This window comes from Leptospira idonii, assembly GCF_004770995.1.
In the GTDB taxonomy this organism is placed as follows: Bacteria; Spirochaetota; Leptospiria; order Leptospirales; family Leptospiraceae; genus Leptospira_A; species Leptospira_A idonii.
Map to the genome: position 1 here is coordinate 1 of NZ_RQHW01000033.1, position 19,398 is coordinate 19,398.

A 19,398-nucleotide genomic window follows, 5' to 3' on the forward strand; every position below is an offset into this window, starting at 1 on the left:
TCACGCTTTTTTTATGCCCGAAGGTTTTGTGTAATCGGCTAATGTCCTGCGACTCGCAAGCGGTCGCTGCGGATTGGATTGGCATGATTGCCGGGTTAGCACTCATAACTCAAATCCATTGTAGGAACTCCTACAAAAATCCTTTCCTAAACCAAACGATCAGTGAACTTGCCCTGCAATTCGTAGAACTCAAATTGTTAGTCGTTAATAAAAGTTTGCCAATGGAACTTATTTCCTGAGATTTGATCCATCATGTCGGCAAATACTTCCTCCTTTTTCAAATACTTAGGTCCGGGCCTTTTGTACGCAGGGGCTGCAGTGGGAGTTTCCCATTTGGTTCAGTCCACCCGGGCGGGCGCTATGTTCGGTTTCGAACTTTTGGCCGTCGTCATTTTTGCCAATATCATCAAATATCCTTTTTTCGAAATCGGAACTCGTTATACAATTGTTACAGGTAAATCCCTTCTGGACGGATACCAAAACCTGGGCAAACTTCCTATTTGGATCTTTTTCATCATTTCGTTCGGTACGATGTGTATCATCGTTGCTACTGTAACTCTTGTTACATCCGGTTTGTTCGCAAATATTCTGGGAATTAAGATAGAACCTTGGCTTCTTTGTCTGATCATCTTGGGATTCTGCCTGGTTCTCTTGTATTTCGGAAAATACGGAGCTTTGGACAAAATCATGAAGTGGATCGTGATCGGTTTGACTTTATCCACGGTTCTTGCTATGTTCTTTTCCTTTTTCGCAGACATTCCTAAATTAGAAACTGCAGGAAAAAGTTTCGATCTTTCCGATGCCGCGGATATTTCCTTTCTCATCGCATTGATGGGATGGATGCCGATTCCGATCGAAGCGGCCGTTTGGCAATCCGATTGGACATTGGCGAAAAAAGAAGAAACGGGAGAACTTCCTCCTATGAAATGGGCTCTTCTTGACTTTAACATAGGTTATTGGGGGACTACGATTCTTGCCGTTTTCTTTTTAACTTTGGGAGCAAATATGATGTACAATACTGGAAACGAATTCTCCAGCAATTCTGTTACTTTTGCATCAGAACTCATCCGTCTTTATACGACTTCATTAGGGTCTTGGTCTTATCCTATTATCCTGATCGCCGCATTTTTTACGATGTTTTCAACCACTTTGACTTGTTTCGATGCTTATCCTCGTGTCGTGGCGAATGCGAGTCAAAGAGTCGTTCCTCAGCTAACGAACGTTTCCAAAGAAAAACTCTATTGGATTTGGATATTAGTCGTGGCCGCAGGTTCCGTTGCAATCCTTGCTTTTTTCATCACAAGCATGAAGGGCCTTGTTGATTTTGCGACGACTGTTTCTTTTTTGAATGCTCCCATTTTGGCTCTCATTCATCATTTTATCTTATTCGGAAAAGATATTCCTAAGGAACACAGACCTTCTCCTGCGATGAATCTTCTGTCTTGGTTCGGGATTTTATTCCTTTTCGGATTTTCCATCTACTTCCTCCAAATCAGATTCTTCTCGTAACGAATTGATGAGAAATAGAATTCAAAATTTTATTTCTCTATCTCCTTTCTTTTATCTGCTCGGGATGATTTTTTTATCTCGGCAGATTTTCTCCGGAGATCCTTTGTATGGTTCTCATCAGTTCGCTCTGGTCTCTGCCGGTTTTCTTTTGGTTCTTCAGAGAATTCGAAGGGAACATTCTGTTCGAGCGTTTCTACTCGCATTCCAAAAAAATTTAACAGCGGTTCTTCCTGCTATGGAGATTCTTTTTTTCGTGGGAATGCTCATAGGTGCTTGGGCCGTCGCTGGTGTGTTAGGCTCCATGATCCGAATCGGTGTCGCAATCCTGCATCCTTCTTTTTTTCTTCCGGGAGTATGTTTAGCTGCAGGATTCGCATCCGTGATTTCGGGATCTTCCTGGACGACTGCAGGAACCTTGGGAGTTGCATTGATGGGGATCGGTAAAATTTTAGGAATCCCCGAAGGGATTTGTGCAGGTGCTGTCGTTTCCGGATGTTATTTCGGAGATAAACTATCCCCTCTTTCCGACACGACCAATTTGGCTTCTTCTCTCACATCCGTTCCTTTGCAGACTCATATTGCCCATATGGCAAAAACAACAATTCCTAGTTATGTGGTGAGTTTGATTTTGTTCGCAATTTGGAATTTTTCCTTTTTGGATGCAGGAGGAGACGATTCTATTTTGGAAACCTCTTCCATTTTGTCCCGACTGCACCAACTTCCTTTTTCCTATCTGGATCTTCTTCCCGTACTATTCGTATTCGGTTCTTCCTTGTTCGGAATGAAAGCAAGATACTCTTTAATTTTGGGAATCGTCTCCGGTATGGCATTAGCTTTTTGGAAATCTGTTTCCCTTTTCGATTTTTCTTCCGCTCTTCTATTCGGATTTCAAGCTCATACCGGAAATGAAAGCCTGAATTCTTTTTTGAGCGGGGGAGGAATCTCCGCCATTCTGCCTACTGAATTTCTGATTTTTGCCGCTGTTTGGTTCGGAGGAGCTTTGGAAGGATTAGGTTATTTGAATGAGATTTTGTTATCGATCAAGGTTTGGGTGAAAACGAAATGGGATGTGCTTTTGACCACTATGGGCACTTCTTTTTTTCTAAATCTGACAACGGCGGATCAATATCTATCCTTAGTGATTCCTGCACGTGCATTTCGCCATTTGGCGGATGTATTTCATTTGGAACCCAAAGAAGTCTCTAGGGCTTTGGAAGATTCAGGAACGATTTCTTCTCCTTTGGTTCCTTGGAACAGTTGCGGAGCCTTTATGGCGACTTCCTTAAATGTGGCCACTCTCGTTTATCTTCCCTATGTTTGGTTCAATATACTTCATATTTTTCTTTCGATTGCTCTTGTTATACGAAAGAGAAAAAAAGAAATTTCAGTTTAGTTCACCTTTTTGACCCGATCTTTTCGCTCTTTTGACTTCCCTTCGGGATGAGTTTAGGAATCTCTCTTTTCTTTCTTTTCTGCTCAGAAAAAAATATTCTTATATGTTGCCAAAAGTAGAAGATCAAGATTTACTAATTTGTATTATGCGGTCCAGAGAAACAGGAAATATGGAAGAATTAAGATGGAAACTTCCCATCTGGATGGTGGATCGGTTGCGAAGACGAAGAAAACTTTCCTCCGATGAATGCTCCGAGCTGAGGTTGACTATCCTAGAAACTTTGCCGAAAATTTGGAACCTTTCTTTGGCCTACCAAGAAGAAAATCTCCTCGGTTTTTTCGTGACTTATTGTTTTAATTTGTACAGAAATCTCTCCCGTAAAAATCAAGAAACGGAATCGAAGACAAATTATCTTCAATTGTGGAAAAATGATAGCTCTTCTCACGAAATGAAACTGCTTCTCAGTGAAGAAAATCGATGGGAAGCTCTGTCTCGTTTGGAAAAATTGCCAACTTTTACTTGTTTGGCGGTATGCCTGAAATACGATCTTCCTATCACCGGACAAAGGAAAAAACTTTTAGAGTGGAGGCTTGCCCTGTTTCAGAGAGAATATTCCTATTTTGAGAGGCTTTATTCGAAAAAAAGAGAGATTCGGATGCAAAAACTGAACCTCTTGGAACTCAGGGTTCTCCGTTATACTCGACTTTTATATGAACTACCCAATCCTGACAGAAGAAAGTGGTATTTAAGTAAAAAAGAAGACTGGGTCCAATTAAGAATTCGCACGCTTAACAGAAGTTTTTTTTCGGAAAGAGAAATCGCATTGATTTTAGGTATCAGCCGCAAACAAGTCCGAGGTCATCATATGCGAGGAACACAAGCCTTGCAGGCTTTGTTCCAAGATTTATTGCACTGCGCATAAAAATTTGCTTTACAAAGTCCAATTTTTACAGAATTTTATCGCCTATACCACCTTCCGAAAGGGTTATGAAAATCAAAGTTACTAGTAAAAACGACGTGCACATCATTAAGATTGAAGGTGCCATCAAAGCAGGGAACGAGTTCGAACTTTCCGAAAAGATCGAGCAATATATAAAGAAAGGTCAAGTTCCTAAATTTATCATTGATCTTAAAAAAGTTCCTTTTATCAATTCTGCAGGTCTCGGAACATTTCTTAATATTTACAAACACATCGATGGTCTCAATGGAAGACTTGTTTTTGCAAATCTCAATTCAGATATCGAAAATTTGATGGAAATCACCAAACTTTCCAGTGTTTTTGAAATCTACAAAACTCTGGAAGAGGCGGAAGACTCTTTCGAATATTAATTTCAAGCGAGGCGATTCTTGGAGTGGTTTCTCAATTCAAGGAAAACATAAACAGGGTCGCCCAAAAAACCTCCTTTCGCATCTTCTTAGGTTTTTTCCTCCTTTATAAACTCTTCTTCAATTCCTTCACCGCCGACATCCTAATTCCTAGATTGGTTTCTTCTCTGACCACTTCCCGGTTAGAGGCGAATTTTAGTACGTTTTCTTTGTTCTTCGGCATCGAAGCAAAGTCCGTGAAATGGGTGGCATTGGATCCTTCTTTTTCGGAAGAAACCATATTCGATGCCAAACGATTGGCAGTTCGTTATAACCTTCTCTCTCTTTTATTCCTGAAATTAAAAGTTTCCGAAGTAGCGATCGAGTCAGGCTCTTTGTATCTTCATGAAAAAAACGGAGTTTGGAATGTTCTCAGCATTTTAAAGCCGGGCAAAAAAGAAGAAGAGATCCCTGAAGAAGAAGGGGAGCCTCTTACTGAAATCAATACCTATCTTCCGTTAGCTGCCGAAGCGCATGTTCAAATCAACGGCCTTCAGGTAAAGGTTTGGAAAGAATCGGAAAAGAAGATGTATCTGAACGTCTCCGATCTTAATTTCAGAACGGACTTAGTCAGCAATCGTTTCACTTCCATTCCTCTTTCCATCGGATTGCTGGATCAGATCGATTCTTTTTATCTGGCACTTAATCCTGAAAGGCCAATCCCTATCGAATTGGATTTTCTGGATTTGAAATGGAAACAGACTTTGCCTTTGGGCATCCTTCTCGATTGGAATCGGGATTTGAATCCTCCTCGGTTTTTATTCACAACGAATTTAGGTTCCGATGAAATCCATTTGGAATACAAAAACAAACCGGTTCATTTGGGAGTATCTTTGAATCAAAAGATAGAATACTTCCCCGAGAAGGACGAAGTGAAGATCTCCCAATTTCTTTTGAAGTTGATGGGAGACAATTGGCTTTCTATCGAAGGGGGAATCTATCAAACCTTTCAAACATCCCGTAATGTAGATATTAAAGTCAAAGAGTCCGCTATCTCTTTGAATCCTTTGAATCAGACTTTATCTCAACTGCAAGGGATCTTACCTGACATGAGTTTGGCGGGAAAGATGTCTCTGCAAGGAACTGAAATTGCCGGGTCTTGGGATTCTTTAAAACTGGCAGTTCGTTTGTTCGCTTCCGATTTGTATTTTTCTTCGGGTAAATCCAAACCTCATAAAGTTCCTTCATTGGATATCAAATTGGGAGCCGTTTTGGATCCTTCTACCGAGGAAGAGGCAAGTGCCAAATCTCCGATCCCTCTTTTGAAAGAGTTGAACATAGAAAACTTTTATGCGGTATATAACGGGATCAAGGCAAAGTTAGATGGTAACTTAAAAAAAGACGAATATATCTCCTTACAGGCGAATGTGGAAGATCTTTCTCTTTCCGATTTCACATCCGTAGTCGGCGGTAAGGTTAAGGCGAACGTAAACGTGCAGGCGAAAGATTTTTCTTTTCTTCCTGCGGATTTGGATGTAGTAGTGGACGGGTTCCGGTATTCTTTGGATCGATCCAGATCCCCCGCTTCCAAACTTTCCCTTTCCGGGAAAGCGGAACTTGGTTTTTCCAAACCGTTCGGATTGGATTATATCAGGCTTCAGACTGTTTCTTTGGAACAGAAAACTTTGGGAGGTTCCAAGGCTGTCGGTTTGCAGTTAACCGGCCAGGTGGGGCTAGGTGACGAACTTCAAATTCATGTCGCTCCTGCAAATTTAAATCTAAACGTACCTAGTTTGCTTTTGGTTCTTCCTTTGGTATTGAAAGAGAAAATCGCTCCTCTGCAAACGATACTAGGAAATGAACCTTCCGTTAAGGCAAAGTTAGATGCTTCTCTTGGAAAACAAACTCAGAAATTCAAAGCGGGTGTGGTCGCATCTTTACCTGGTCTTGAATTGAACGATTTGAATCTGAATGCGGATGTAAGCATTCAAAAAGGAAAAGAACAAAAGATTTCAGTTCATACTTTGCAAGCTTCCGCATTTCAAAAAACGTTTTTGGTGAATTTGAAAGGGAATTTAGAGGAACGGGAAAAAGAACCGAATCCTCCTTTGGGATCTTTCTTCGGAAATCTGGATGCTGAGATTAAACTTTCTTCCAAGGAAAGAAAGTATCTTTTGAAAGGCGCTTCCTTTTCCGGAGATATTTCCATCAATGCGAAGGTTAAGGATTATGATATCACAGGAAGTTTGGTTTCTAACTCGTCAAATATTCATTATACGAATAATAAATGCCCCGGACCTGAATGTAATCTTTTTCTTGTGGAAGGCATTCAGGCACAAATCCCTCTTCATCATAACCTTGCTTGGAAAAAACAAGATAGTTTGATCGTAGGAGATAAATCCGTTTTCATCAAAACTTACGGAAGAACTGCATCACCTAATTTGACGATTTCGCAAGTTGTGGGAACTCATCCTAATATCCCCGATTTGCCATTTGAATATGTAAAAAAACAACCGAACTCTCCCGGCTTTACCGCACGAATCGATTATAGAGAAAACTATGCTACCATCGAAGAATTAAAATCCTACTCTTTGGACGGAATCGTACTTGGGAAAAACATAGTGTTCAATGTGGGAACCGGCGAACCTAAAAATATGGAATTTCGAGGGAATGTTCAAATCAGGGATATCGACTTGCGGCAGTTAATGCCTCCTAAGACGAGAGACAAAATCGACGACGGAAAAATTAAAGCCGATTTGAACATCACTCTTAGGGACTTGAGTGAACCGATTGCGAACTTGGATTTGTTTTTTTCCGTCTTCCAAATCGGAGAAGATTTCGGAAAGAGCGCTTTGAACGTAATTTCTCCCCAAAATTTCCTTATGGATCGTATTACGGATAGTTATGCGGTTAAAAAAATAGACGTTTCCCTATCGAAAGGACTTGTTTATGCGGACGTATTTTTCAGAAGGTCTCTTCTCTCTCTATTTTTAAACTTGGAAGAAGGTAAAATTTCGCAACAGAGGATGCCGCTCTTAAACTTCTTGAAGCGGGCTCAGTCGGAATTCGAAACCTATCAATAAGGAGTTTATCATGAAATATCTGAATCTTGTTTTGGCCGTTTTTTCTTTCGCATACTGCCAACTTCATTTAAAGGTTCCTCCGATTACGATTACGAACGCACAGACTGCAGCCGAAAAACAAATGATCGGCGAAGATAGGGATTTGGAAAAAGACGGATGGCTTGTTTCCTCGATCCAATCCTCTTCAGGAGGAGGTCTGCAAAATAAAGATAAGAACTTGGTCGATTCCAGTGATCCGGATATGTACGGCAACCTGCAAAGGCTTCAATATCTTTCTTCTGAAGTGAAAAGATACAAAATGCACGGTATGATCGGGGAAGGGATCGGAGGCGTCTTGAAGTTGAATCCGATCGCAAATATCAGTCCTTTTTACTCACAATATGAATTGCCCGCTAAAAAAAAGAGAGTGGAAGATGTGGTTCTTTTGGTAAATGAATCCAGGAAATTTATTATAGAAAAGCAGGTAGAGGCGGAGAAGAAAAAAGGGAAAAAAGAAGAAGAAGTCAGTCTTTTCAAACAGTCTCTCGTTGATTCTTACCAAAGAAATATCGCTAAGGGAGAGTTTTTCGAGTCCAAACTGGGCAAATGGGAGAGACTGTAAATGAGATTCGTTTCTTTTCTCTTCCTTGTTTTTGTTTTTTCCGTTTCGGAGAATTGTTCCCTTTTTCAGAAATCTGTCAAAATCACACCGGTTAATTTTAATTATACGGGAATTTCCAAAAACTATTTTTCCCCTTCTCAGACAAAACCTTTCCCTTTAACAGTACAAAGAGGGAACAATCTTTATAATTCGACGACTGCCGACGGAAGGTATCTATTTTATGCCACGGATCAGAACGGAAATTTCGATATTTGGTTCCGTGATCTTCAGAGTTCCGTGGTCGTTCCTGTTACGAATCATTCTTTCAGTGAATCCAAACCTTCCATATCACCTGATGGTCGTTACCTGGTTTTCGTTTCCGAAGAATTCGATTCGGACGGAGATTTGGTTCTTCTCGAGATGGACATCAAAGATTGGGTGGACGAACTGCTTCAGGGAAATCGTTTTATAGATGATAACTTCGTAAATTTAACGAATCCTAATGCCAAAAAAGAAGGAATCAAACAAAAAATCGTAGATACTGATCCCGTTTGGTCGCCGGACGGAAAATACATTCTTTATGTAACCGACAAATTCACTCCGGGGCTTCCGAATTTGGCTCTATTGAATCCTAAAAAGCCCGATTCCATTCTACAGCTAACAAAGGACGGTGGAGTGAATCCTTCCTGGTCTAAGGACGGGTCTAAAATTTTTTATATCTCCTACAAGGACGATAAAAACGGAGAAATCTATTCTTTGAATTTTCCGGACCTTTCCGAAAAAAAGATCACTGAAAACTCGTTTTTGAATTATTCCCCTTCCGTAGATGCCAAGGGGCAATACATCTATTATGCCTCTATTAGAAAGGACACAAACGGAAACGGATCTCTGGATGAAAGAGATAACAGTTATCTTGTTATGCGACATTTGGAATCAGGAAAGGAAAGGCTTCTTTCTTCCGGAGAAACCTCCTATTTCGACGTTCGATATTCTTCTTTCAACGGAGGTTCTATTCTATTTTCCGCTCCTTATTACAACTCGATTAACGTTTATTTCATTCCGGAAAGTGGCTCCGTTCCTAAACAAGGTTCGATCAATGATCAGTATCAATATGCCAAAAGTTTCGCCAATAAACAAACATTAGATTCGTATTTTCTTGCTTTGGATTCCGTAGAACTTTTTTTCTCAGAAGATCCTTTGTATCCCATCTATCAGGCCAAAGTGAAATCGTTAAAGGTTTCTTCCTTGGATAAGGCGGGTAAGTCGGAACAAGGAAACCGAATTTTGAAGGATATGTCCGGCCTTCCTCCTTCTCCGGAGTCCTATTTTGAAAGAGGGTTCGGAAGATGGCTTTCCGGGGACCCGAAAACCAGAAACAGGGAGCTGGAAATTTATATCGAATCGCTTCCTTCTTCGAATCTCGCATTGGATACTGTTCCCAGTCTGATGCATATCCTTGTGGATGAATATGAGAAGGAAAAAAATTTCAAAAAGACAAACGATTATCTGAATCAGATCTATCGAAATTATCCCGATTATAATCAAATCCATGAGATCAGACGCAGGTTAGGCGGATATGAATTTCACTCGGATACTAAAGTTCTTCCTCCCGTTTATTCTTCTATTTTTGCGGACTGGGAAAAGGAAAGAATCCGATTCGAAGCGGATCCTAAGACGAAATTCTCAGATGATTTGATTTTGGACGTTCGTTTTGTTTTGGAAGATATTTCTGCTAAAATCGAATCGGGAAGAAATGCGGATGAGTTGGGGGTTTGGGCGGACAATCTTCTTCAAGTTCCCGAAAATCAAAACGAAAGAATTTTTTCCTCTTTTTTAAACTACATTAAAGCAAGATCTCTCGCAGACTCTAGAAAGTTCCGAGAGTCGAGTGCTCTTCTCGATTCCATCATTCCTATACCGACGAACATCGATTTGGAGCCTCCCGGCCAGCCATCCGTTTTCGAAAAAACCCAGTTTCAATCCGTTTATAAAAACCCGGTTCTTTTACGCGCCCATCTTCAGAAGTATCAGAATGAAAAATCCTCGGGAAATACTTCGGAAGCTCTTCGCAATATGAAGATCTATTTGGAGTTTTACGACCCTCTTTTGGGTGTGGATTTGAAAGTGGAAGAGATTCAAAATGCTTTTTTCTATTTTGAGAACAAAGCGCTTGAATTCGAAAGATTGGGAGATCTTTTACAGTCTTCTTTTCATTACTTTTTCAACAATCAAAACATGTTTCTTGTAAAAACCAGAAATCTCTATCTGGACACTTTGTACAAAGAATATGCGGTTTATTATCAGCGCAAGATGGTGGATACCATTTTCGATTACGGAAAAAAACTGAGAGAGGAAGAGGAAAGAGCTCTTCTCAGTCAGTTGAATATTCTCGGTAAGGATAAGTTGAACCTCATAGGGAATGTATCCGACGCAGCGTCCGTAGTTACTTTTTTCGCAGACACGAAACTTCTGAAGAACGTAATCAATATCAAAGACTTGGAAAATATAGAGGTCCTTTCCGGCAAAGCTTTGAGTTGGACGGAACTTTATTACAAACAGGCCGTTCCTAGAGCACGACCTTATCTTGATTTGGCGACCTTATACGGATATGCTTATTTTTTAATCAATAAATACGTCATTTTCGAATCCTATTATTATGCGACAGATACGATGACGGATCTTCGTAAAAAAGAGATCCTGGAAAATTACAAAAGAGCGGAATGGGAGTTGAAGTGGATCATTTTCGCTGATCCTACCTATTATGACGCCTATCAGTTGCTTGGTTGGTTGTATCAATATGTCGATTTGATGAAGCTCAGACAGGAGAAAAAAGGAGGGGAGACGGACGAAGAAAAATATGCTTCTCTCTATTCCAAATATTTTCCTGAAAAGAACTTGGAAGCGAATGTCGAGCTGTACAGTCAGATTTTGGTCTTCTTGGGGGCTTCTTATCCGGATGCGAAAGTGATTTCCGATTTGAATTTGAATTTAGGAAATAATCATTTTCTTTTGAACAATTACCCTAAAGCAAACGAAAGTTATTTGAAGGTAGAAGCTGCCTCTCAGTATCTTCTCTCCAAAAATCAGTTTGAACAATATAAACAAGAGGCCGTTTTTCGATACAATTTCGGAAGATCCTTGATTTATCAGGGACAATACAAAAAGGCCATCGAACAATTCGAAAAATCCATAGATATCTATTTCAAAAAAGAATATTATCAAGCGGTAAATTCCGCCGCCTCGGACGATTCGGATGCCAATAAGGAGAGACTGAAAAACATTCGTTCCAAACTGGCTCTTCTTTTTTCTTTAAAAGGACTTTCCGAGTTGGAAAGCCAGAAATATCAGGAAGCAGCCGTATCCTTCCAAACTGCAATCGCATATAATAATAATATTAACTTCATAAATCCTATCAATTTGTATAACTACCTTGCTATCGCTTTTCAAAAAGCGGGAAGATTCAGGGATTCTTATGCGATGTTGGATCTTGCGGAGAAGGAGTATCAAAAAGAAAAGGAAAGTTTTTGGGTTAAGGCTTTGAAGTGGTCTCCTTGGGATCTTGTGATCTCCGAAAAATTCAGAGTTTACGGAGAAGGTAGATTTCCGGGCGATTTTCCAGTCGATTTCAAATATTTGCTTTCGTTAGGTGTTCGAATCGAAAACCACATCGAACAAAGAGAATACTCCCTTGCCTTGCAGGAGTTGAATTCCAGAAACCAATTTATTTTGGATAAATCTTTGGACAAAACGATTATGGGAGCGAATATTCTCGCCAAATCGAAGCAGGTGGCGGCCCAAATTCATTATGAAAACAGAGAAAACGACCTAGCCGTCGATTCTTACAAAGAACTAACCGATCTGATTTTGAAACAAGGAAACGGGTCCAGTAAGGAGAAAGCCTTTGTAGGATTCGGTTATTCCGTTTTTTCCTTTGTGGAATCGAACCTTCAGTCTCCTCAAACTTCCAAAGAGAAACTGCTTTCTTTTCTGGAAGACTTGAAGTCTTGGAAGGAAGGGGAACTGAAAGTTTGCGGACAGGAAGGTGAGACGGAAGCTGCCTGCGAAGATGAGTTTCGTTCTTCGAATATTCAATTCGATATTTTATTGGGAACAGGATACTTTTATCTGGGAGAAGTCAATTCCAAGCTGAACGATTCGAACACAGCTTTGGAGAATTATGCGGAAGCCGCCTATTATCTAGAGAATCCCGGTTATGTGGATCCGAAAAAGATCGGTTTGAATACTGATCCTTTAAAGAGAAAAGAAAGAATCCGCATCCTTCATAATCTTGCTACCATTTATTTCAGATTAGGTGATAGATCCCTCTTCGATAGAAAATGGAAAGAAGCCTATGAATTGGCTTATGAGTTCCGTTTGGAGGACGAGATTTTTTGGCTGAACAACTTGAAATTGGAAGTTCAGTTGCACAAGAAAAACGAATCTGCCAAGTCCCTTACTTCTACCGCTTCCGAAATCGTGTCTTCCTGGAAAAAACGCCCCGAAGTTCGGCTTTTTTCCAAAAGAACTAAGTTGGATCGTTTCAATCGCATCTTGACCGATTATTATCTTCAAATCAAAGATTATGCTTCTATTCCTTCTCTTTGGGAAGAAAGAAGAAGTGTCGATTTATTTAGAGAAGCGTTAGGTGCTCAATTCGAATTCGAAGATTCCAAACTCAATCTGGCTTATGTGGATCTAGTGTCTTGGGTGAAAAATTATAAAAAATTAATTTCCCAGATGGAAGATAAATCCCAAAAACGTGAGGATTTGAATCCCATACTGAAAGCTTACGGACAAGAAGTTTCTAAACTTTCTCCTCTTTTGCAAAAGGTGGTGTCTGTCAGTCCTGACCGTACTAGCTTTTTCGAACCTTTCCGTACCGATTTCGGAAAAACTTCCGAGTCTTGGTTGGGAGTTTATCCCGGGGAAAACCGTTTTCTTTTTCTTCAGTCTTTGAACGGAAACTATCAATTGAGTTTTTGTGAAATCAAAAATATATCTGAATGTTCCCTACCTTTGAATCCGAAGCATGTGTATGTGCAGGGTCTGGGTACAAACTTCGATCATTCTTTGTTAGGTGAACTGAGCGGGTTTCTAAAAACAGGTTCCCGAGAGATCAGTTATCTTTTCGATAGAAGGCACTTGAATTTATTCCCGGAAAGGAATGAAAGAAATTGGAAATGGGTTACCCTTCTGCAGTCGGGAAAAGAAAAAAATCCCGCCAGCCATGTAAGGGTTTTGCATCAATCAGAACTGGGGCCTTTGCTTTATGATACGGATATTTTAATCACCGATAGAGTTCGTAAGTTGAACGGAAGTTTGTTTGCGGATTCTTCTTCGGAACTTCTTCCTTTGCGGGAAATCTTCACTACTTCGGGATCTGAAATTTCTTTGGCTGCGGTTCCTTACTCCAATCTGATCACTTCTTATGATTGGAATCGTTTGGGGTATTTGTATGAAGTGCTTCGTTCGAAAAGAATTCAAAACTTGGCTCTTTTTCCTGATGCAAAAACGGAATCGGAAATTGCGGGAGGAGATCCGGATCTTTCCCTTCTTTCGGAGAACCCTCGTTTGGTTCTTTTTGGAAACTGGGACAAAAAAACGATTTCCCCGGAAGAAAGACAAAACAAAGCGAAGGACTTGATCCGTAAGGGATTCGTTCAGGAGAAAGAGAAAGATTTCAACGAATCATATAATCATTATTATACTGCTTCGACTCTTTTGGGAGATGACGATCCTTCCCTCCCTGAATTGGAATTGAAATTGGCAAAGTTAAAAACGGAACTTTTCCCCACCTATTCTAAAAAAGCTTTCTTCCAACCTCTTTGGAAAAAATACAAAGATTCCGAATTTCAGAATAAGATTAGATACGAATATCTTGTTAGTTGTTTATCGGATAAAAATACGGAAGACTGCGGTAAAATGCCGGAAGTATGGATCGGAGCAAATTCCAATTTGTATGCGAAAGCGGTTCAGTTTTATAAAAAACTTCGTTTCGGAAAAGTAGCTGGTCTTTCCGAATTCGATTCGGCTAGGAAGGAATTGGAGAAAGAAGAAGATCCGTTCCTTCAGTCCTATCGTTTGGGAACCTTATACATTCAAAATTATCTTTTTTACGAGGCGGAGAACGAACTGTCCAGATCCTATTCTTTTGCTAAAACGGCGAAAGAAAAGAACGTAGCGAAGAACCGTGAATTGGAGATCTTATTCCACAAAGGGATGTTATATGGAGATAAGGGCATTTTCCTCACGAATTTGACTTCCACTTCCGCTTACAGCCTTGGTTTTAGAAAAGACTGGAAGGTTTACGATGAAAAAATTTATTCCAGAGAATTTACTAAATTCGGTTATGCGGATTCCATTTACGATCAGTTCAGAAAAAAATTATATCAAAGTTGGAAAGACCAGCAGATTCGAGGTTACTTTGATCCTCTCGTCCTAACTCCGGAATTTTTAACAACGGGAGATTCCGTTCTGAATAAACTTTCTCATTTGAATAGAACCCTTATGTTCTCTCTTTTGAGTAAATCTGTTCCTTTGCAGAAAAAATCGGAAGTGAATTCCCTTGTGGATCTGATCCTTCAGGAGGAAGTTAAGGAAGAAAGACCGATGAGGGTCTTGGCATTTCAATTATTGTATGCTAAAAAATTATTTCTGAGGGGAGATACGGAAGCCGCTGAAAAATTCCTTAAAGAATTCGAATCGGAATATGCCAAACTGGGAGCAGGAAACCGCTTTTTGGATGAGGAATATACCGATCTGAAATATAAAGTAGGTTATATATACGGAAATCCTGCCAGCTTGCGGCCGTTGGGTGGAAATGATTTGTTCATTTCTTATTATCCTAAAATAGCTTCTTCTAATCCTGAAAATTATCTTTCCTTTGTGAATGAGATCGCCAGAAATTTAAGATCCGAATATTACAGTGAGGATCTGAGAGAAGAGTGGGAATTTCTGTTTCTGCATCTTCTGAATCAGTCTCTGGCTAAAAATTCATCCGAGACTTTTTTCGATTTGGCAGTGGCAAGAGATCAGATTCGTGTTTTTGCGGATCGTTATTTAGGGGACAAAACGTTCGGTCGATCGATTCCCAGATTCGATTCTTTCGGAGACGCCTTAAAGAAAAAGATTCCTTCCGGCCAGGAATTGACGGGAGTCGTAGATGTGGGTAAAAAAACCTATCAGTTGAGTTTCACTCAGAATAAATCTTCGGGTAGGGAGCTTTTTGCTGACAATAGGGAAATAGGAAGAGATGTTCTGCGTTATTTTCTGGAATCAGAGTTAGGTGGTTTGGAAACCCTCTTAAGAGACGCAGTATCCGATCGTTATCGAAATTCTCTTCGATTGGCGAAAGGGAAAAGACATTATCTTTATTTACAGGGGATTCACTCGAAAGCTCCTATACAGTTGCCCGATTTGGAATACTACCATGTGGCATCCGTTTCCGATTTCATAAATCGTCCTTCTCTCAAAAAAACTAATTTTGTGCAGTCCCGATTCGAAGTAGGTTCCGTAGATGATTCGAAATCCATCGCTTCGGACGATAAAATCTTTTCGGATTTGATTTCTTGGGAAGTCGCCGCCAAAAAAGGAACCGCTTCTTCCGTTTTGGATTTCACTAAAATCTATTGGAATGATGACAACTTTATCGATTTTGCAGGAACTCCCGTGGGTGCATCCGACTCTTATCGAAGAAAAGGAATCGTATTCTATGCAAACAATCGAGTAGGGGAAACCACTTTTTATTCGGATGATTTTCCTCATCTGGCTTATTTTCTAAGCAAAAAGAACGAAGGTTTGTTTGTGCTTCATTCCGGTTTACAGAAAGGAACACATAATATCTATTTTGCGAAGAAGTTCTTTGAAATCAGTCCTCTCCCCAAGCCGATGTATGTGCGTTTGGAGGAAGGTAAGGATGCAGCAAGGATCGACGCTCCCGAGGACAGATATTGGACCGGTTTTAAACTTTATACGACTTCTCTGATAGAAGATTAGTCGTCAGTTTTTTAAGAAATCTTTTCTTTCCCGGTCAGAAAGCTGAAATAGTTTTCTGACCGACTCATGGAATTTGGGAAAGTTTTCTCCCGATTCCTTGAATAGTTTTTCGAAAGAATTCTCCCCGGAATGATAACGAAGCACTCCTAAAAAGTCTTCGTTGTTCCATTCTTTTTTTTGAAACTCTTCCGCTTTCTCTTTCGGAACTAGATTTTGTTCGATCACTTCCCTTTTGAATTCGGAAATGATATTTCTTTTTTGATTTAGTTTTTCCTCTTTGCCGAGTACTGACGCATACAAAGATTCTAGTTTCTTCGCATAACGACTTAATAATTGAAGGGTTTTTTGTCTGTACGCTTTGTCCTTTTTCGCATCTTCCAGGCTTTTACTCGCCTTACCTTCTTTTTCAAGGTAATAAATTTCCATTCCTTTTTCTTCCACAAAACTGGCGTAAGATTCGTTGAGGTCGCTATCCCCGGGAAGATAAGCGGTGGCATGAGCCAATTCATGAAACACTAATCCTACCAACCTGTGTTCTTTCCAGGAGAGCTGCGGTGACAGAACAGGATCGGAGAACCAGCCTAAGGTGGAATAACCTCCTATCACTCGAATCCTTGTATCGTAACCTTCTTCTTTCAGCGAAGTTTCCAATTCCTGGGCGAGTTTTTTATCGAAATAACCTTTGTAAGGAACGGTGCCTGCGATAGGAAACCACCATGTGTAGGATTCGAATGCCAAAGTTTGGGAGGCGCTCACATTCCATCCGATTTCGTCTCTGTCCAGATGCGTGTAGTATACGAATCCTCCTTTTTCATTTAACCCTAGTTTTGAGATGGCGTATTCTCTGGCTTCCTGGATGAGTTTCAGTTTTTCCAGAAATTTTGGTTCCAATTTTTTTTCGGCCAAGACTTTTTCGATTTTTTCCCGTCCTAGAAGGATATGAGCCTGTTCTTTGCCCAGATGAAACAGGTAGGGTACGCATTGTAAATGAGGCATAAAAACCATCCATAAAACCATAGAAAAAAGCATTTTCTTTTTGATTCGACAAACGAAAGGAATCGGCAATCGTGGAGGAGAAGTTGGCATTGTATGGAAAGAAAATACTCCATTCCACCAGTCGTCTACATTAACTTTGCATTGGTTTTTGTACTATTGGTTGCTATTTTTTTCCCTGAAATTCGTTCCTCAGTAACGAAAATTTTTGCCACCCCTAAACCCATTTCTGCGGGCAAACAAAGCCAGGCCATTCAATTGCAGGGAAGTTTCCGCAATGTGTACAGAGTGGCTCAGGAATTCGTTGTTTCCATTCGTACCAAAAAAACGGAAATGATCTTCCATCCTTACGCATTCGGAGAAACCAGAGATGAAAGAATCTCCTCTCTTGGCAGCGGGTTTATCATAGATGAAAGGGGATTCGTAGTCACAAATTATCATGTAATCAAAAACGCTGAAATCATAGAAATCATCATGCCGGATGGTCGCATTTTCCCCGCACGTTATGTGGGAAGTCATGAAAGAGCAGACATTGCTCTCCTCAAAATACCGAGTAACGACCGTTTTAGTCCCGCATTTTTGGGAAATTCGGACGAGATCGAAGTGGGAGATTGGGCCATCGCAGTAGGCTCTCCTTACGGTTTGGAAAAAACTTTCACAGTGGGCGTGGTATCTGCCAAATCCAGAGAAGATCTGGACGAAACAGGACAAACCCACATCCAGACGGACACAGCCATCAATCCTGGTTCGAGTGGAGGACCTCTCTTGAATATTTACGGAGAAGTTGTGGGAATCAATCGAATGATCCGTTCCGCCTCCGGCTCCAGTTCAGGAATCGGTTTTGCCATCCCCATCAATTATGCCAAAAAAGTATTGAGACAGATCGAACAGAATGTAGGTCAAAATATCCGCCCTGCCACTTTGGGAGTTATGGCGACCACTCCTCTTCCAGATCATAGAAAATCTCTGGGCATTCCCAAAGATACGATCGGAGTCCTTGTTTACGACATCGAACCTTCCTCTTCCGCAGAAAGAGCAGGGCTTCGCAGATACGATTTTATCAAAGGCGCCAACGGGCTCTTGGTAAAAAATATCAACGATTTGAGGGAACAAGTCGGGCTTGTCGGTTTGGGAGGAGTCTTACGGTTGAAGATATTACGGGATACCCAAGAGATGGAATTATCCGTGCCTTTGGTGGAAGCTTCCTACCGTAAAGGGCAGTAGATTTTTAAACCATCATGAGAAGAAATATAGTTCATTCAGGTGCCGATGCACTGATCTATGAGATCCGTCAGATCGTTGCCTTGGCAAAAAACATTCAGGCGTTAGGTGTTTCCATCACTTGGGAAAACATTGGCGACCCGATTCAAAAAGGAGAATCCATCCCCGATTGGATGAAAGAAATCGTAGTCGGATTGGTGAACGAAAACAAATCTTGGGGTTATACCGCCACACAAGGCGATGAAGGAACCCGCAAGTTTTTGGCCTCGAAAGTCAACGAAAGAGGCGGCGCCCAAATCACTCACGAAGATATTCTTTTCTTCAACGGTTTGGGAGATGCAGTCGCGAAAATTTTCGGATTTATGAGACGAGAAGCCCGAGTGCTCGGGCCTTCTCCCGCCTATTCTACGTTATCTTCCGCAGAGGCGGCGCATTCCGGTTACGAACATCTTACTTATCAATTGAATCCTAAAAACGATTGGATGCCGGACCTGGAAGATATCGAAAACAAGGTAAAATACAACGATTCAATCGCGGGGATTCTTCTGATCAATCCCGACAATCCTACGGGAGCAGTCTATCCTAAGGAAGTGATCCGAGAAATCGTAAAGATCTGCGAAAAATACGATACCATTTTGATCTGTGACGAAACGTACGCTCATGTCAATTATTCCGAATGGGGTTCGATCCATCTTTCCGAGGTGATCGGAGATAAAGTTTGCGGATTTGCTCTTCGTTCCATTTCCAAGGAATTCCCTTGGCCGGGGGCTCGTTGCGGATGGTTGGAGATATTCAACCGTAAAAACGATCCGGTCTTCGATCGTTACATTAAATCCTTGTTAGATGCTAAGATGTTGGAAGTTTGTTCTACCACTCTTCCTCAGCTTTCCATTCCTAGAGTGTATTCTCATCCTGAATTTTTGCCTCATCTGAAATTCAGAAATGAAAAGTTCAAAAAAAGAGCGGAGAAAGCCACCAAAGCTCTTTCCGGAATTCCTGGAGTGACTGTTGCGCAGCCGAAGGGAGCTTTTTATCTGACTGTGCTTTTCGATGAAGGAGTTTTGAAGGATAACATGAAACTTCCTTTTGCAAACACTCAGGTGGAGGAATATGTTTCACCTTTACTTGGTAAGGCGGCATTGGATCGAAGATTCGTCCTTCACCTTTTGGCCAGTGCGGGGATCTGCGTGGTTCCTTTGAGTTCATTTTGCTGTGATCTGAACGGATTCCGGGTCACCTTACTAGAGGAAGACGAAACAAAGTTCGATTGGATATACAAAACTCTTGCCGATTCGATCAAGGAATATCTAAGGTCGTAA

Annotated in this window: 10 protein-coding genes; 9 read left to right on the forward strand and 1 reads right to left on the reverse strand. The window is 40.8% G+C overall.

The genetic code is table 11. The features are described 5' to 3' along the window. Positions 1-252: 252 nt before the first annotated feature. The 7 genes from EHS15_RS09630 (at position 253) to EHS15_RS09660 (ending at position 15,865) form a co-directional block, all read left to right on the forward strand. A complete protein-coding gene (locus EHS15_RS09630) occupies positions 253-1,509 on the forward strand; it encodes an NRAMP family divalent metal transporter (protein ID WP_135760359.1) in 1,257 nt (418 codons plus the stop codon). A 7-nt stretch (positions 1,510-1,516) separates the two neighbouring features. Then, on the forward strand, positions 1,517-2,902 hold the full coding sequence (locus EHS15_RS09635) for a Na+/H+ antiporter NhaC family protein (protein ID WP_135760360.1): 1,386 nt from the start codon (positions 1,517-1,519) through the stop codon (positions 2,900-2,902). Positions 2,903-3,071: 169 nt separating this feature from the next. After that, a complete protein-coding gene (locus EHS15_RS09640) occupies positions 3,072-3,824 on the forward strand; it encodes an RNA polymerase subunit sigma-70 (RefSeq protein WP_135760361.1) in 753 nt (250 codons plus the stop codon). A 65-nt stretch (positions 3,825-3,889) separates the two neighbouring features. Continuing rightward, positions 3,890-4,231: an STAS domain-containing protein gene (locus EHS15_RS09645; RefSeq protein ID WP_002989181.1), complete on the forward strand. Its 342-nt coding sequence runs from the start codon at positions 3,890-3,892 to the stop codon at positions 4,229-4,231. Positions 4,232-4,254: 23 nt separating this feature from the next. Beyond that, complete coding sequence (locus EHS15_RS09650) at positions 4,255-7,290, forward strand: LIC_11026 family protein (protein ID WP_246052040.1); 3,036 nt, start codon at positions 4,255-4,257, stop codon at positions 7,288-7,290. A 10-nt stretch (positions 7,291-7,300) separates the two neighbouring features. Beyond that, positions 7,301-7,891, forward strand: a complete 591-nt coding sequence (locus EHS15_RS09655) for a DUF1318 domain-containing protein (RefSeq protein WP_135760362.1) — start codon at positions 7,301-7,303, stop codon at positions 7,889-7,891. Then, positions 7,892-15,865 carry a biopolymer transporter TolR gene (locus EHS15_RS09660; protein ID WP_246052041.1) on the forward strand — a complete coding sequence of 2,658 codons (7,974 nt, stop codon included), beginning with the start codon at positions 7,892-7,894 and terminating at the stop codon, positions 15,863-15,865. Between the two features lie 3 nt (positions 15,866-15,868). Here the strand turns inward: EHS15_RS09660 and EHS15_RS09665 are convergent, their stop codons facing one another. Then, positions 15,869-16,861: an aminopeptidase gene (locus EHS15_RS09665; protein WP_342775514.1), complete on the reverse strand. Its 993-nt coding sequence runs from the start codon at positions 16,859-16,861 to the stop codon at positions 15,869-15,871. A gap of 93 nt (positions 16,862-16,954) precedes the next feature. On the opposite strand from EHS15_RS09665, the gene EHS15_RS09670 reads away from it, so the two are divergent. Both EHS15_RS09670 and EHS15_RS09675 read left to right on the forward strand, forming a co-directional pair. After that, on the forward strand, positions 16,955-18,082 hold the full coding sequence (locus EHS15_RS09670; protein WP_135760364.1) for a S1C family serine protease: 1,128 nt from the start codon (positions 16,955-16,957) through the stop codon (positions 18,080-18,082). Between the two features lie 14 nt (positions 18,083-18,096). Next, positions 18,097-19,398 carry a pyridoxal phosphate-dependent aminotransferase gene (locus EHS15_RS09675; protein ID WP_135760365.1) on the forward strand — a complete coding sequence of 434 codons (1,302 nt, stop codon included), beginning with the start codon at positions 18,097-18,099 and terminating at the stop codon, positions 19,396-19,398.

Coding starts and splice junctions, on each gene's coding strand:
- EHS15_RS09630 (WP_135760359.1), top strand. CDS start 253: ATGTCGGCAAATACTTCCTCCTTTTTCAAATACTTAGGTCCGGGCCTT.
- EHS15_RS09635 (WP_135760360.1), top strand. CDS start 1,517: ATGAGAAATAGAATTCAAAATTTTATTTCTCTATCTCCTTTCTTTTAT.
- EHS15_RS09640 (WP_135760361.1), top strand. CDS start 3,072: ATGGAAGAATTAAGATGGAAACTTCCCATCTGGATGGTGGATCGGTTG.
- EHS15_RS09645 (WP_002989181.1), top strand. CDS start 3,890: ATGAAAATCAAAGTTACTAGTAAAAACGACGTGCACATCATTAAGATT.
- EHS15_RS09655 (WP_135760362.1), top strand. CDS start 7,301: ATGAAATATCTGAATCTTGTTTTGGCCGTTTTTTCTTTCGCATACTGC.
- EHS15_RS09660 (WP_246052041.1), top strand. CDS start 7,892: ATGAGATTCGTTTCTTTTCTCTTCCTTGTTTTTGTTTTTTCCGTTTCG.
- EHS15_RS09665 (WP_342775514.1), bottom strand. CDS start 16,861: ATGCCTCATTTACAATGCGTACCCTACCTGTTTCATCTGGGCAAAGAA.
- EHS15_RS09670 (WP_135760364.1), top strand. CDS start 16,955: ATGGAAAGAAAATACTCCATTCCACCAGTCGTCTACATTAACTTTGCA.
- EHS15_RS09675 (WP_135760365.1), top strand. CDS start 18,097: ATGAGAAGAAATATAGTTCATTCAGGTGCCGATGCACTGATCTATGAG.